At 64.2% G+C, this 14,573-nt stretch carries 16 protein-coding genes; 9 read left to right on the forward strand and 7 right to left on the reverse strand.

What is annotated here, in order from left to right; all coding sequences use genetic code 11:
- From glnA to map, 3 genes are all read right to left on the reverse strand, one after another.
- A partial coding sequence (gene glnA / locus Q0O40_RS01675) for a type I glutamate--ammonia ligase (RefSeq protein ID WP_295525388.1) occupies positions 1 to 1,106 on the reverse strand: 1,106 nt, incomplete at its 3' end.
- Between the two features lie 124 nt (positions 1,107 to 1,230).
- On the reverse strand, positions 1,231 to 1,569 hold the full coding sequence (locus Q0O40_RS01680) for a P-II family nitrogen regulator (RefSeq protein ID WP_295525390.1): 339 nt from the start codon (positions 1,567 to 1,569) through the stop codon (positions 1,231 to 1,233).
- A gap of 252 nt (positions 1,570 to 1,821) precedes the next feature.
- Positions 1,822 to 2,655 carry a type I methionyl aminopeptidase gene (map, locus tag Q0O40_RS01685; RefSeq protein WP_295525392.1) on the reverse strand — a complete coding sequence of 278 codons (834 nt, stop codon included), beginning with the start codon at positions 2,653 to 2,655 and terminating at the stop codon, positions 1,822 to 1,824.
- Positions 2,656 to 2,753: 98 nt separating this feature from the next.
- Here map and Q0O40_RS01690 point away from each other — a divergent pair, with 98 nt between their 5' ends.
- From Q0O40_RS01690 to argC, 3 genes are all read left to right on the forward strand, one after another.
- Positions 2,754 to 4,136 carry a M17 family metallopeptidase gene (locus Q0O40_RS01690; RefSeq protein ID WP_295525526.1) on the forward strand — a complete coding sequence of 461 codons (1,383 nt, stop codon included), beginning with the start codon at positions 2,754 to 2,756 and terminating at the stop codon, positions 4,134 to 4,136.
- Between the two features lie 82 nt (positions 4,137 to 4,218).
- On the forward strand, positions 4,219 to 4,584 hold the full coding sequence (locus Q0O40_RS01695) for an SH3 domain-containing protein (protein WP_295525394.1): 366 nt from the start codon (positions 4,219 to 4,221) through the stop codon (positions 4,582 to 4,584).
- On the forward strand, positions 4,581 to 5,519 hold the full coding sequence (gene argC / locus Q0O40_RS01700) for an N-acetyl-gamma-glutamyl-phosphate reductase (protein WP_295525397.1): 939 nt from the start codon (positions 4,581 to 4,583) through the stop codon (positions 5,517 to 5,519). Before Q0O40_RS01695 ends, argC begins: the two co-directional genes overlap by 4 nt.
- Here the strand turns inward: argC and Q0O40_RS01705 are convergent, their stop codons facing one another.
- The 3 genes from Q0O40_RS01705 to Q0O40_RS01715 form a co-directional block, all read right to left on the reverse strand.
- Positions 5,520 to 6,851: an alkaline phosphatase family protein gene (locus tag Q0O40_RS01705; protein ID WP_295525529.1), complete on the reverse strand. Its 1,332-nt coding sequence runs from the start codon at positions 6,849 to 6,851 to the stop codon at positions 5,520 to 5,522.
- Between the two features lie 65 nt (positions 6,852 to 6,916).
- Entirely contained in the window at positions 6,917 to 9,208 is a 2,292-nt protein-coding gene (locus Q0O40_RS01710; RefSeq protein WP_295525400.1) for a TonB-dependent receptor, read from the reverse strand.
- Between the two features lie 213 nt (positions 9,209 to 9,421).
- Entirely contained in the window at positions 9,422 to 9,739 is a 318-nt protein-coding gene (locus Q0O40_RS01715; RefSeq protein WP_295525403.1) for a 2Fe-2S iron-sulfur cluster-binding protein, read from the reverse strand.
- Between the two features lie 135 nt (positions 9,740 to 9,874).
- On the opposite strand from Q0O40_RS01715, the gene Q0O40_RS01720 reads away from it, so the two are divergent.
- Positions 9,875 to 10,492: a DNA-3-methyladenine glycosylase 2 family protein gene (locus Q0O40_RS01720; RefSeq protein ID WP_295525405.1), complete on the forward strand. Its 618-nt coding sequence runs from the start codon at positions 9,875 to 9,877 to the stop codon at positions 10,490 to 10,492.
- A gap of 34 nt (positions 10,493 to 10,526) precedes the next feature.
- On the opposite strand, the gene Q0O40_RS01725 is transcribed toward Q0O40_RS01720, so the two are convergent.
- Complete coding sequence (locus Q0O40_RS01725) at positions 10,527 to 10,820, reverse strand: 4a-hydroxytetrahydrobiopterin dehydratase (protein ID WP_295525408.1); 294 nt, start codon at positions 10,818 to 10,820, stop codon at positions 10,527 to 10,529.
- Between the two features lie 49 nt (positions 10,821 to 10,869).
- Between Q0O40_RS01725 and ccmA the strand changes: the two genes are divergently transcribed.
- From ccmA to Q0O40_RS01750, 5 genes are all read left to right on the forward strand, one after another.
- Positions 10,870 to 11,445: a heme ABC exporter ATP-binding protein CcmA gene (gene ccmA / locus Q0O40_RS01730; protein WP_295525410.1), complete on the forward strand. Its 576-nt coding sequence runs from the start codon at positions 10,870 to 10,872 to the stop codon at positions 11,443 to 11,445.
- Complete coding sequence (gene ccmB / locus Q0O40_RS01735; protein ID WP_295525412.1) at positions 11,442 to 12,104, forward strand: heme exporter protein CcmB; 663 nt, start codon at positions 11,442 to 11,444, stop codon at positions 12,102 to 12,104. The genes ccmA and ccmB overlap by 4 nt, the downstream gene beginning before the upstream one ends.
- A gap of 78 nt (positions 12,105 to 12,182) precedes the next feature.
- Complete coding sequence (locus Q0O40_RS01740; RefSeq protein WP_295525414.1) at positions 12,183 to 13,193, forward strand: cysteine synthase A; 1,011 nt, start codon at positions 12,183 to 12,185, stop codon at positions 13,191 to 13,193.
- A 21-nt stretch (positions 13,194 to 13,214) separates the two neighbouring features.
- Positions 13,215 to 13,619 carry a hypothetical protein gene (locus Q0O40_RS01745; protein WP_295525416.1) on the forward strand — a complete coding sequence of 135 codons (405 nt, stop codon included), beginning with the start codon at positions 13,215 to 13,217 and terminating at the stop codon, positions 13,617 to 13,619.
- Positions 13,620 to 13,672: 53 nt separating this feature from the next.
- On the forward strand, positions 13,673 to 14,365 hold the full coding sequence (locus Q0O40_RS01750; RefSeq protein ID WP_295525419.1) for an ABC transporter: 693 nt from the start codon (positions 13,673 to 13,675) through the stop codon (positions 14,363 to 14,365).
- Positions 14,366 to 14,573 lie beyond the last annotated feature (208 nt).

Here is a 14,573-nt window from a genome sequence, read left to right on the forward strand (position 1 = left end):
TACGGGTTGGCCATCGCGTCGGGGAAGCGGAATTCGACGCGCTTGGCCTTGGTGCCCGCGCCATAGGGGATGCGGCACGAAGCCGAACGGTTGCGCGCCGAATAGGCGAGCAGCACTGGCGCTTCATAGCCCGGAACAAGCCGCTTATAGCTGTTGGTGGTCGGGTTGGTGAAGGCGTTCAGCGCCTTGGCATGCTTGATCACGCCGCCGATGTAGTAAAGGCACATGTCGGACAGACCGGCATAACCGTTGCCCGCGAACAGCGGCTTGCCGCCTTCCCAGATCGACATGTGGGTGTGCATGCCCGAGCCGTTGTCGCCCTTGATCGGCTTGGGCATGAAGGTGGCCGACTTGCCATAAGCATGCGCGACCTGCTGAACGACGTACTTGTAGACCTGCATGCGGTCTGCCGTTTGCACCAGGGTGCCGAAGGTGAGGCCCAGTTCGTGCTGGGCTGCGGCCACTTCGTGGTGATGCTTGTCGCAAGGCAGGCCCATGTCGATCATGGTGCGGACCATTTCGCCGCGGATGTCGACGCAGCTGTCGATCGGGGCGACGGGGAAATAGCCGCCCTTCACGCCGGGGCGATGGCCCAGGTTGCCGCCGTCATATTCCTTGTTGGTGTTGGTCGGCAGCTCGACATCGTCGATGCGGAAGCCGTTGCCGTCATAGCCGTCGTAGAACTTCACATCGTCGAACAGGAAGAATTCGGCTTCCGGGCCGACATAGACCGTGTCGCCCACGCCGCTGGCGATCACGAAGGCTTCGGCGCGCTTGGCAGTGGAGCGCGGATCGCGCGAATAGAGCTCGCCGGTCGAAGGCTCGACAATGTCGCAGCAGATGATCAGCATCGGCGTGGCCGAGAACGGGTCCATGAACACCGAGCTCAAATCGGGCTTCAGGATCATGTCGCTTTCGTTGATGGCCTTCCAGCCTTCGATCGAGGAGCCATCGAACATCAGGCCGTCCTCAAGCTCGTCTTCGCCCAGCACGCTTGAAACCATCGTCAGGTGCTGCCACTTGCCCTTGGGATCGGTGAAGCGCAGATCGACCCACTCGATTTCCTCTTCTTCGATGCGGGCGAGGATTTCTTTTGCAGTAGCCATTGTTGGTCCTTTTTTTTGCTCCAGCTCTACCCGGAGCGATCAACGGTTCAATTCAGCAGCGTTCGGTATTCGCAAAGGCAAGTGCAAAGCGCTGGTAAATCTTGATGCTTCTCAAGTCAGCAGGTCAGATCGCATCGTTATCGCGTTCACCGGTGCGAATGCGCAGTGCGCTCTCCACCGGGATCACGAAGATCTTGCCATCGCCGATCCGGCCGGTTTGCGCCGCCGCCGCGATGGCTTCGACCACGCGGTCGACCAGTGCGTCGTTCAAGACCACTTCAAGTTTCACCTTGGGCAGGAAATCGACGACATATTCGGCGCCGCGATAAAGCTCGGTATGGCCCTTTTGCCGGCCGAAGCCTTTTGCTTCGGTGACGGTGATCCCGGAAACGCCGATTTCATGCAGCGCCTCCTTCACTTCGTCCAGCTTGAAGGGCTTGATGATCGCCTCGACCTTTTTCACTCGATCACCCCTGAGGGCCGGCTGATGTTCTGCATCAGTCGGCGTGGTTCCCTTGGACTTTGTTCATCCAAGAAGCGTGCCATTACCTATTGCAATGCAATAAGCCAAGATCGCTTGCAGCGAAAGCCGCAATTGCGCGGATTCGGCAACAAAGAAACCGCTTTGGCGCGCGCGCCATTGCGCATGTTGCGCAGTGGGAGCTGAATAATGCTGCTTATTTGCGCATCCTGTGCCTGATTTTTAGGCAGTCTTTCAGCCAGCGTAAGGCGGGCAATGCAGCCCGGCCGGGCTCGTCGTGAAAATCTCGTGGCCCGTCTCGGTTATGCCGATCGAATGTTCGAACTGCGCGGAAAGCGAGCGATCGCGGGTCACGGCCGTCCAGCCATCGTCGAGGATCTTCACCGCCGCCCTGCCCAGATTGATCATAGGCTCGATCGTGAAGAACATGCCGGGCTTCAGCTCCGGCCCGGTCCCGGCGGTTGCGGCGTGGATCACTTCGGGCGAATCGTGGAACAATCGCCCCAGTCCGTGTCCGCAAAATTCGCGCACCACGCCGTAGCGCTGGCGTTCGGCATGCGCCTGAATGGCTGCGCCGATATCGCCCAGCCGCGCGCCGGGCTGGGCCTTTGCGATGCCCAGCATAAGGCATTCATACGTCACCTCGACCAGCCGCCGCGCCTTGAGCGGCACATCGCCGACCAGATACATCCGGCTGGAATCGCCATGCCAGCCATCGAGCAGCGGGGTAACGTCGATATTGACGATGTCGCCATCCTTCAGCGCGCGGCCTTCGGATGGGATACCGTGGCACACCACGTGATTGATCGAGATGCAGCACGAATGGGTGTAGCCCCGGTAGCCCAGCGTGGCGGGCACCGCGCCGCCGTCCAGCGTCATCTTGCGCACCACATCGTCGATGGCCGCCGTGGTCACGCCGGGGCGCACCAGCGGCACCAGCGCGTCGAGGATTTCGGCAGCCAGCCGCCCAGCCTTGCGCATGCCGTCAAAACCGGCAGGGCCATGGAGTTTGATCGTCCCGTCGCGCGGGAGCAGGCCGGTATCGTCAGCGATTACATAGTCAGTCATGGCGACCATATAGAGCGCGCGCGCGCGAATGGCGAGATCGCTCGCGCCTCATTTTCCGCTCGCGCTCGCCGCGCTGCTGCGCCATGTACAACAACACGATGACAGACCCCGCAGCGCTGATCCAGCCCGACCTTGGCCAGACGGCCATTCCGCTCCACATCCTTGATAAATCCGGGCTTGCCGATTGGCTGGCGGGCCTTAGCGCGGGGCAGCAGGCGGTGCTGGCCGCGCAGAAGTTTGAAGGCGGCGCGGGCGAGACTGCGATCGTGCCCGATGGCGCTGGCTGGTTTGCTGCGGGCGGTGTTGCCGACGCCGCGGCGCTGGGCGGCTGGTGCCTCGCGCGTCTTGCCGAAGTGCTCCCCGGCGGCACTTACCGGCTGGTTGGCGGCAACGATGATCGCGCGCTGCTGGGCTGGACCGCCGCGCAGTATCGTTTCGATCGTTATCGCACCGCCGCCAGCACGGCCGCGCCGCGTGTACTGCTGAGCAAGGCGGAAGCGGCGATTGCGCCTGCGCTGGCCGAAGCGGCAGCGGTGAACATGGTGCGCGATCTGGTCAATACCCCGGCCGAAGACATGGGGCCGGCGCAGCTTGAAGCCGAAGCCCGCATGCTCGCCAGGCAGCACCACGGCGTCGTCCATGTGATTTCGGGAGAAGCGCTGGAGCGCGATTACCCGATGATCCACGCGGTAGGCCGCGCCGCCGCGCGCAGCCACGCGCCGCGCCTGATCGAGCTTGAATGGGGCGATCCCGATCACCCGCGCATTGCCGTGGTGGGCAAAGGGGTGTGTTTCGATTCGGGCGGGCTGGATATCAAGCCATCCTCGGGCATGGCGCTGATGAAAAAGGATATGGGCGGCGCGGCGCATGCGCTGGCGCTGGCCGGGCTGATCATGGCCGGGGGGCTGAAAGTGCGGCTGCACCTGCTGATCCCGGCGGTCGAAAATGCGATTGCGGGCAATGCCTTTCGCCCCGGCGACATTCTGCGCGCGCGTTCGGGCCTCAGTGTCGAGATCACCAACACCGATGCCGAAGGGCGGCTGGTGCTGGGCGATGCGCTCACCCGCGCCTGCGAGACGCCCCCTGCGCTGATCCTTGATTTTGCGACATTGACCGGCGCGGCGCGCGTCGCGCTCGGCCCCGATCTGCCCGCGCTGTTCACCCGCTGCGATGCGACCGCAGAGGCGCTGCTGCGCGCAGGGTTAGCGAGCGATGATCCGTGCTGGCGTCTGCCGCTGCACGAAGCTTACCGCGAATACGTCAAATCCGATGTTGCCGACTTGCAAAACAGCCCGGCCAACGGCTTTGCCGGGGCGAGCGCGGCGGCGCTGTTTCTCGATCGGTTCGTGGGCGACGGGATCGATTGGGCGCATTTCGATACGTTCGCCTGGCGTCCGGTGGCAAAGCCGGGGCGGCCCAAGGGCGGCGAGGCGCTGGGCCTGCGGGCGGCGTGGGGATTGTTGCAGGAGAGGTTCGGATGAACCGGGCGAAACGGTGGAGGTCTTGAACCCCTCGCCCTCTGCCTCTAAGCGCACGGGCTTGTTCTTTATGGAACCGAACGCATTGACCCGAGAAACTGAGCTTATCGTCGATCCTTCGCTGCCAGCCTTGCGCAAGTTTACGCTGTCCGTGCCCAGCACCCGAGTCGATCCCTTGCGCCGCCCGGTGCGCGGAGACCTGGCGCACATCCGCTGCGCCGGGGACGTGTTCGTGCCGCATTATGCGGTGCCCATGCCGTTCGTGGTGGGGCCGGACGGCGCATCGCTCCATCTTGCCGGCAATGCGGGGAGCCAGGTGCTTGCCGCGTTGGCCGGGGGCAGCGCGTTTCAGGCGCTCGATATTGCGGGCGGCTGGGTCTGGGGCCAGGTCGGCGGGCCGGATGACGAAGACGGGCTGGTCGGCTATGTGCCGCAAGGCGCGCTGGCATGAGCGTCAGCGTGTTCATCGATGGCGCGGCTGGCACAACCGGCCTCGAAATCGCGCAGCGGCTGGCCGAGCGCAGCGAATTTGCGCTGATCACGTTGGACGATGAGCAGCGCAAGCAGGATCGCGCCCGCGCGCAGGCGATCAACGACGCCGACGTGGTGATCCTGTGCCTGCCCGATGATGCCGCGCGCGTCGCAGTGGCGATGATCGCCAACGCGCGCACCTGTGTGATCGATGCCTCTACCGCGCACCGGGTGGCGCCGGGTTGGACGTATGGCTTTCCCGAACTGATCGGGCGCGATGCGGTGGCGGCGGCCAAGCGCGTTTCCAATCCGGGATGTTATCCCACCGGCTTTCTTGCGCTGGTCGCGCCGCTCGTCCACGCCGGTCTGCTCCCGGCCGACTGGCCCTATACGGTGAACGCGGTGTCGGGCTTTTCGGGCGGCGGCAAAGCGCTGATCGCGCGTTTTGAAGCCGAGCCCGATATCGCCTTTCGCAGCTATGGGCTGGGCCTTGATCACAAGCATTTGGCCGAAATGCAGCAGTTTGCCGGGCTGAAACATGTCCCGCTGTTCGCGCCTGCCGTGATCCCGGCCTATCGCGGTATGGTTGTCGAAGTTCCGCTACCGCTCGCCGCCATGCCCGGCGCCGCCATGCCCAGTGCCGCCGCGCCCGATGCGCTGCGCGGCGCGCTGACCCGGTTTTTTGCCGACGCGCCGCTGGTCCGGGTCCATCAGGAAAGTCCCGCTGAGCTGCTCTTGCAGGCGGCCATGCCGGCGTGGGACGGGCTCGATCTTTATGTTTTCGGCGCGGCCGACGGCGCGCAGGCGCGGCTCATTGCCGTGCTCGATAATCTGGGCAAGGGCGCGAGCGGGGCAGCAGTCCAGACGCTCAATCTGATGAGCGGCCTCGAAGAAACGGCTGGCCTGCGCGTCTGATCACTCGCTGATGGCGAGCGGTGCTTTCTCGGCGTCGGGCAGGTTGCCGCCCATCACTTGCGCCAGCGTCGGCGCAATCGCGCGCATATCGATCTCGCCCAGATTCCTGGCCTGCGCCACGCCCTTGCCCATGATCATGAAGGTGGAGCGCATTTCGGGAGCGGCCGGGAAGTAGCCGTGCATCCCTTTGACCGGGGAGGGGATAACCAGCGGCAGCTTGTCGTTGACATAGGGTACCGCAATCGCGCTTCGCTGCAGGTTCACGTAAAAGCTGGCTTGGGGATTGGCTCCTGCCGCCACAATGGCCGGGCCGGTCAGGATCTGGTCGATCTTGGCGGCGGGATCGGCTTGCAGCTTCACCAGCAGATCGGCCACTTTGGCTTTCAATGCCGCATCATCGGGGCGGGCGAGAACAATCGCAAAGGAGCCGCCCGAAGCCCATGGCTCAGCGTCCCACCCGGTGATTTTGCCGGCGCCATCGGTTTTGACCAGCCCTGCATCAATGAAGGCACGAAACAGGTTGATCCCGGTATCGACTGCCGCAAAGCCATGATCGCTCACCACCGCGATCACCGCATCGGGATGCGCCTTCAGTTCGGCAGCGACAAGGTCGCCAACCAGACCGTCGATCACTTCCAGCGTGGCATGCGCCTCGGCCGAACCGGGCCCAGCGCCGTGCTGCTCATGGTCCAGCGCGGTGAGATAAGAGGTGACAAACCCCGGATGGTGGCGCTCGATCAGCTTCACGCCAAAGCGGGCGCGGTTCCGGTCGCTGTCCAGGCTCTCGTCCTTGCCATCGGCGTAGGCGGTTCCGGCGTCGGCTTCGAGTTCGCGGGTCAGGCCGGGGGTCGATAGCGCGCGCAGTTCCTTGGCATCGTCGGCATGGCCGGTGCGCCAGATCTGCGGCAGGTTCCACGTTACATTGCGAGCGCCGACCGTGACCGGCCAGTGGATGTTGCTCGTGGTCAGCCCGGCATCGTGCGCCGCATCCCATAGCGTGCGCGCCTTGTTGTCCTCGGCATACCAGAACCAGCCACCGTGATTGATCGCCAGCGGATCGAACGTGGTGTTTCCCACAATGCCATGCCGCGCGGGGGAAACCCCGGTGAGCAAGGTGGTGTGGCTGGGATAGGTCACCGTGGGAACCACACCGACCACACCCGAGGCATAAGCACCCTTGGTCACGAAAGAACGCAAGTTGGGCACTTTAAGCCCGCGCTGCGCCGCTTCGATCACATCAGCAGGGCGCAGTCCGTCGATCGAGATCAGCAGGACCGGACGCCCCGGTTGTTTAAGAATGGCAGCTTTGGAAGGCGCGCGCGCTTCCCCCATGCCCGGCACCGCAGCGATGCCGAAGGCGAGAACAACGGAGAGGGCAGAGGAAAGCGCGCTTTGCATCAGAAACCAGCCTTTAATGTAACGAACACCTGCCGCGGGGCACCGGTCAGCAGCGTCTGGTTGTCGCCGCTGTTGCCAAAGCCGTTCGAGCCGATGGTCGAGATATAGGACTTGTCGAACAGATTGGTGACATTGATCTGGAGTTCGACCGGCTTGCGCATGCCGACATCCATCCGGTAACCGATCGCGCCGTCGATGATGGCGCGGTCTGGCACAGACTGGTCGTTAGTGAACGAGAAGAAGCGCTTGGACATATAGTTCACCGCCAGATTGCCGAAGAATGGACCCTTATCATAGTTCCATTCGAGGTGCACCAGATGCTTGGGCGAGTCCGGCACGGTCTTGCCCTTGAGCGGAACGACAGTGCCGGCGACGACCAGATCGTTGCGGATGGTGTTGTCGTTGTAGCTGTAGGAGCCTTGCACCGACCAGCCTTCACCGATCTGGTATTCGGCGCTGAGTTCAACACCTGCCGAGCGCACGCCGCCGACATTCTGCAGCGCTGCCGGACCGCCGACAATGCCGACCGTGGTCGGAATGCCGAGCAGGCGGTTGCGGAAATTGACCAGATATCCTGCCAGCACGCCGCGCAGCGGGCCGGTGCCAAAGCGAAGGCCTGCTTCATACGTGTCCGAGGCTTCCGGCTTCAGGATCGGCTTGATCGCGTCGAACCCGACCTGGGTCCCCGAGAATGGGCCGGATGTGGAAGCGGAGGTGAAGGCGCGCGTCACTTGGGTAAAGCCGGCGAAGGCTTCCAGGCCATCGGCAAACTTGTAGTTCACGCCGGCATGCGGCTGAAACCAGTCCTGCACCGAAATCGTGCCCGAGGTGCGCCCGCCGCTGACGATGGGCGTGGACTTGTTGTCAACCTTGAAGCCCTTCCAGCCGAGGCTGATGGTGGCGTCGCCCAGCTTGATCTGGTCTTCGACATAGTACTGCAAGGTCTTGGTGTTGAACTGGAAGTCCCACTGCGTGAAGAACGGATCGTTCTGGAATTTCAGATGATCGCGGCCCGGCTGGGTGCGGCTTTCATAGCCGTAGAACCGGCGCGCCTGACGGAAGTCGTTGTTCTCATACCATCCGCCGACGGTGATGTTGTTCATCCCCAGATCGGCATTGACGCTGCCGAACAGGCCCTTGCGGTTGATGCCATATTCGGTGGTGCGCAGCGCCATCGGCACGCCGCTCGGGCTGGCGACATAGGGCGTGCCCCACGTACCTTGGCCAGAGTTGCGGTGGTAATAGCCCTTGAGCTTGACCGTCACGTTCTCGCCAAGTGGCGCGGTGATGCCCAGCGATGCCAGTGTATCGCGGCGCAGGCCCGAGGCGTCGTAGTACGAGTCGTCAGCCGTGCCGATGGGGGCCGGATAGATTGTGCCCGCAGCCGGGTTAAGTGGCGTCACAGGAGTATCGCCGCGGTTGGCGGCGATGTCGGCAACGCGGACGGCGAGGACATAGTTCGACGGGCCGAAGTTGTCTGCGTTAAAGCCAAGCCGGGCAATCTGGCCGAGCGAGAGATCCTGATAATCCTGCTCCGCGCGGTCGGAATAGCTGATGAAGCCGTCAAGGATCACATCGCCGATCGGCAGGATTGCCTTGCCATTGATGTTGAGCTGGCGCTGCTTGCCGTCGCCCTTCCACTTGTCGGTGCTGGCATAAGCGACCGAGCCGAAGACGCGGGCGCCATCGCGCGAGCCGATCCCGGCGCGCAGGAAGCCGCGATAGGTGTTGTTCGAACCATACGTGCCGCTGGCATCGACGCCCAGCGCATCGCGCGGATCGATCGAGTTGAACAGCAATGTGCCGCCGAGGTTATTGGTCGCTTGCGTGTCGATCGAGCCCGAACCCTGCGAAACGACGGTCGAGCGGATGTTTTCGGCCGAGATCGCGCGCGAAATGTGCAGACCGTTGGTGTTGCCATACGACATGTCGCCTAGCGGGATGCCGTCAAGGTTGAAGCCCAGCTGGTTCTGGTTGAACCCGCGGATCGTGATGCGCGTCGACCATTCATAGGTGCCGAATGCATCGGCCGACTGGAAGTTGACGCCCGGCAGCTTGGCAATCGCTTTGAGCGGGCTGGTGCCCGTTACCGCGATGGCGAGCTGGGCGCCGGAAATTTCCTGCACCTGGCGGGTCTTGCCGGTGCCATAGACGATGATGGCCGGGGCTTCGCCAGCTTCGGCGGCATCCGCTGCGGCGGGTGCATCGGCAGGAATCGCGTCATCGGCGGCAAACGCTGGGTGCGCAGCAAAAATGGCGGCCGAAGCCAACAGGACAGTAGCAAGACGCATCGAAAATCTCCCTCAGGATGCGGTGGTAATACTGCACCTGCTAGGAGCGAGTTATTGCAACTTTAGGTTGAATTTGTTACAAATAAAGTCATGTGAAGCCGTGATAATTGTGCAACGCAGCAGTATTAACCCTCAGGATTAGCGCGCAAAAAGCCCGCCCCCCTTTGCCGGGAGGCGGGCTTATGGCCCAATGGGCTCAGTAACTTAAGGCGATCAGTCTTCCGGTGCGATGGTCACGCGCAGCCCGTCGAGATCCGACGTGAGCTGGACCTGGCACGAGAGGCGCGAGGTCGCGCCGCGGTGGTCCGAGCTTTCCAGCAGATCGTTCTCGTCTTCGCTCATCGGCGGCAATTTGTCGGCGAACGCGGGATCGACGAAGATATGGCATGTGGCGCAAGAGCAGCAGCCGCCGCACAGCGCAAGCAGCTCGTCAAAGCCATTGTCGCGGATCGCTTCCATCACGGAGAGGCCTTCGCCCGCCTCGACGGTGGATTCTTCGCCCGACCGGTGTACCACTACAAGTTTCGGCATTTTCCCAATCTCCTGGTGGGGCGCGGTGCCCGGTTCACGTTTGGCCTGTCAGCCACTCCTGCGGGCTGCTATCGCGTGGGCTGCGCTTTGGCAAGACTGCCGCTGCGACCTAAGGAAAAGGGAAGAGCCGGGCACATGGGGCTGAGCGCGGAGCAGATCGCACAAGGGCTGGATCACATTGCCTCCCTCACGCCTGCGATGGGCGCGGCGCTGGAGCGTGTCGGCTATCCCGAACCGCGCATCCGCCCCACCGGCTACCGGACTTTGCTGCGCACGATTGTCGGCCAGCAGGTGAGCGTTGCCGCCGCCGCTTCGGTCTGGGGCAAGCTTGAGGCCCTTCTTGGCGAGGATACGCCTGCACCCGATCTGCTCGCCGCCGATTTCGACGCGCTGCGCGCCTGCGGCCTTTCGCGCCAGAAGCAAGGCTATGCGCGCTCGCTGTGCGATCTGGTGGTCTCGGGCGAACTCGATCTCACCGCGCTTCCCGCCGATGACGAGGAAGCGATTCTCCAGCTCACCCGGATCAAGGGGATCGGGCGCTGGTCGGCGGGAATCTACCTGCTGTTTGCCGAAGGCCGCGCCGATATCTGGCCGGCGGGCGATCTGGCAGTGCAAGCGGGCATGGCCAAGCTGCTGGGCTTGGAAGAGCGGCCGAGCGAGAAAGAGGCGCGCGCACTGGCGGAAAGCTGGCGCCCGCACCGGGGCGCAGCGGCGATCTTCACATGGCACTGCTACAACAATCCGGCGATGTAGCGCGCCCCGGCGTAGACCGGTGTGCGCCCCGCGCTTACCCCGCAAACCCATCAATCGCAGCCGCCAGCGCCACATCGCGCGCGCTCAGCCCGCCCGCATCGTGCGTCGTCAGCGTGATTTCGACTCGGTTGTAGACATTGAACCATTCGGGATGGTGATCGGCCTTTTCCGCCAGAATCGCCACCCGGGTCATGAAACCGAACGCCTCGGCAAAATCGCCAAACCGGAAGGTGCGCACGACGGCCGCGCCATCTTCGCGCAAAGCCCATTGGGGCATCGCCGCAAGGGCAGTGTCGATTTCGGCAGGGGTGAGGCGGGCAATCGCCATTTTTCGCTCTCCTTGGCAGCTTGTCCGCTTTCCCCTATCGCTCGCTGCGATGCAACCCTGCCGTCTCGCTGCCTTTGATCTTGCCTGCCGCCGGGGCGACCGCGTTTTGCTGCGCGGCCTGTCGTTCGAGCTGGCGCCCGGCGAGGCGCTGCAATTGGGCGGGCCGAACGGGATCGGCAAATCCAGCCTGATCCGCATGCTCGCCGGGCTGCTGCGGCCCTTTCATGGCCATGTCGAACATAGCGGCGGGCTGGCGCTATCCGATGAACGGGCCGCGCTCGATGCGCATCGGCCGCTTGGCGAAGCGCTGGACTTCTGGCGGCGGATCGATGGGGCTGGCCCGCCCACCGCCGATTTCGGGCTGGAGGATCTGCTCGATGTGCCAGTGCGGTTTCTTTCGACTGGGCAGCGCAAACGCGCCGCGCTGGCGCGGCTGGCGGGCAGCGGCGCGCAAGTGTGGTTGCTCGACGAGCCGCTGAACGGGCTGGACACGCATTGGGGCGCGAGCGCTCAGGCGGCGATCGAGGCGCACCGCGCGGCCGGCGGGATCGCGGTCATCGCCTCGCACCAGCCGCTCGATCTCAAACGGTTGCGGACCATCCATCTGCTTGATTACCAGCCATGAGCGGGGCGATCTGGGCGATCTTCTGCCGTGATCTCGGCCTGCTGGTGCGCGGCTCGCTGGGCCGGGGCGGGGCGCTTCTCCCGCTGCTGTTTTTCGTGGTGGTCGCAATGCTTTATCCCTTCGCGGTGGGGCCGGATGCCAAGCTGCTCGCGCGCACCGGGGCCGGGGTGATCTGGGTCGCGGCGCTGCTTGCGGCGATCCTGCCGCTCGACCGGCTGGTGGAGCCCGATGTCGAGGCGGGCATGTTCGATCAATGGGCCTTGCGCGGCCTCAGCGAAGAAGTGCTGCTGCTGGTGCGCATTCTGGCGCACTGGCTCAGTTTCGGCCTGCCGCTGATGCTCGCCGCGCCGATTTCGGCGGGCCTGCTCTCGCTCACAGGCGAGCAATTGCGCGTGATCGAGATTGGACTGCTGCTGGGCACGCCTGGGCTCGCCGCCATCGGCGTGACCATTGCCGCGATCACCGCAGGGCTGCGCGCCGGCACCGCGCTGGGCGGGCTGCTCGCCATACCGCTGGCCGTGCCGCTGCTCATTTTCGGCGCAGGCTCGCTCCAGCCGCAGGGCGCGGGCGGATTATACCTCCTCGCCGCCGCTTCGATGGCGGCGCTGGCCATCGCCCCTTTTGCCGGAGCGGCCGCCATCCGAGCGGGGCGCGAATAGCATACTGGGAGCAGGGCTTGTGTGCGCCAAAGCGTAAATGCATTGCCGGAGAGACGCGCGCTGCCTATTTCGGATCGTATGACAGCCATTCCGCCCGCGCCCGCCCTCGATACCCTCTCGCTCATCGGCAACACGCCGCTGGTCCTGCTCAAGGGGCCGAGCGAGGCCGCCGGCTGCGAAATCTATGGCAAGTGCGAATTTGCCAATCCCGGTGCTTCGGTTAAGGACCGCGCCGCCTTGTGGATCGTGCGCGATGCCGAGGAACGCGGCATCCTGCAGCCGGGGGGCACGATTGTCGAAGGCACGGCGGGAAATACCGGGATCGGCCTTGCGCTCGTGGCCAATGCGCTGGGCTACAAGACCGTGATCGTCATGCCCGAAACCCAGTCGCGCGAGAAGATGGACACCTTGCGCGCGCTTCGCGCCGAACTGGTGCTCGTGCCCGCCGCGCCGTTTTCCAATCCGGGCCATTTCGTCCACACCTCGCGCCGCATTGCCGAGGAAACACCGGGCGCGATCTGGGCCAACCAGTTTGATAACGTTGCCAATCGCCGCGCGCATGTCGAAGGCACCGCGCCCGAAATCTGGGCGCAGATGGAAGGGCGCATCGATGGCTTCACGTGCGCGGCCGGCACGGGCGGGACCATTGCCGGGGTTGGCCTTGGCCTTAAAGGCGTCGATGAGAACGTGACCATCGCGCTGACCGACCCGCACGGTGCCGCGCTCTATAATTACTACGCCAATGGCGAGCTCAAGTCCGAAGGGTCGTCGGTCGCGGAAGGGATCGGGCAGGGGCGCATCACTGCCAATCTCGAAGGCGCGCCGATCGATACGCAATTTCGCATCTCCGACGAGGAAGGGCTCGTCTGGGTAACCCGGCTGCTCGCCGAAGAGGGGCTGTGTCTGGGCCTTTCCAGCGGGATCAATGTCGCGGGCGCGGTCGCGCTGGGCAGGCAGCTCAGCCAACAGCGGGGGCCGCGCGCGCGCGTCGTCACCATCCTGTGCGACACCGGCTTTCGTTACCTTTCATCGCTTTACAATGCCGAATGGCTTGCCGCAAAGGGTTTGCCGGTCTTCCCTTGGCTCTAGTGATCGGCTAATATCCCTCCGATGGCATTGTTTGGCACGATATTCGCCCGCAAGACGTCGGCAACGTCTTTGCCTCTGGCCAAGAATGGCCCGGCTGGCGGCTCGCCCACCGCATCATCGCTCGATGCCTCGCTGCGCAGCGCCGCCACCCAGCGTGAGTTGCGGGCGCAGGCGGTCCACCGGCTGCAGGTCGGCATGTTCGGGCTGGCGGGTATGTTGCTGCTGGTCAGCCTTGCCAATGTGATCATGGACCGGGCGCAGAGCGCCGATGCCGGTCTGCTCAGCCGGACCAACCCCGCCGCAATCAGCGCCAGCGCCTCCCCCGCCAGCGATCCGCTGGTGGACATGGGCGTCGCTCCTGAATTGCCGGTTAGCGGCGAACCAGCCAAGGCCCCGCCTGCCGCGCGCAAGCCTGCCAACCCATAGCGCGCTTGCCCCTGATCCGCTCTTGGGGTCATCGCCGCTGGCGCATCATTGCCGTGGTCGCGGCTCTGGCGGCGGCGGCGCTGATCGCAGCGTCGCTTCCGCTTCGATCCGGCGCGCGAACGCCCCTGGGCGTTTTTACCAGCTTGCCGCTCATCTGGAACGAAACAACCGGGCCCGCCGAGATGATCGGCACGCATGCCGCGCCGCCATGGCCGCGCACTGCGCTCGAAACCCGCTTTCGCCTCGTCCCGCTCGATACCTTGCTCAAGCTTGATCGGCTTGGCGACCTGTTGATCGCGCAGCCGCGCCCGCTGGCGCCCCAAGAAAACGTCGCGCTGGATCGCTGGGTGCGCCGGGGCGGCCATCTGCTGCTGTTTGCCGATCCGATGCTCACCGCGCCGAGCCGGTTCGCGATTGGCGATCCGCGCCGCCCGCAAGATATCGCGCTGCTCTCGCCGATCCTGAAGCATTGGGGGCTGTCGCTCAATTATGATGAGGCGCAGCCCCTAGGTTTGCGGGAAATTGCGGGAAGCACCCTGCCAATTAACCTTGCGGGGCATTGGACAAAGCGGCCGGGCGGAGAGGCGGACTGCCGAATCGAGCAGGCTGGGCTGGTCGCAAACTGCCGGATTGGCGCGGGCCGCGCGCTGATGGTGGCCGATGCGGCGCTGTTTGAAGCCGCGCCCGATCCGGCGGCGCAAGCCGGACTGCTGCACACACTGGCGACAAAAGCGTTCACGCGCTGACGCGAATTGCGCGAAGATCGCGTTTTGCACGGGAAAGAGTGGCAATGCGCCGGAGCGCGGTGGTGCTGACCTGCATGACATTGAATCAAAGATATTTTTCCGCTGATCCGCGCTTCGTGGCAGCAGAGATAAGCTCTGAAAATCTTCAATTGTCCGCAATTATGCGCTGATTGGGGATCAATTCCCATACTTTCCCCCTTTTCACCCG

Origin of the sequence: Novosphingobium sp. Chol11 (assembly GCF_945870625.1) — a bacterium.
Classification (GTDB): Bacteria; Pseudomonadota; Alphaproteobacteria; order Sphingomonadales; family Sphingomonadaceae; genus Novosphingobium.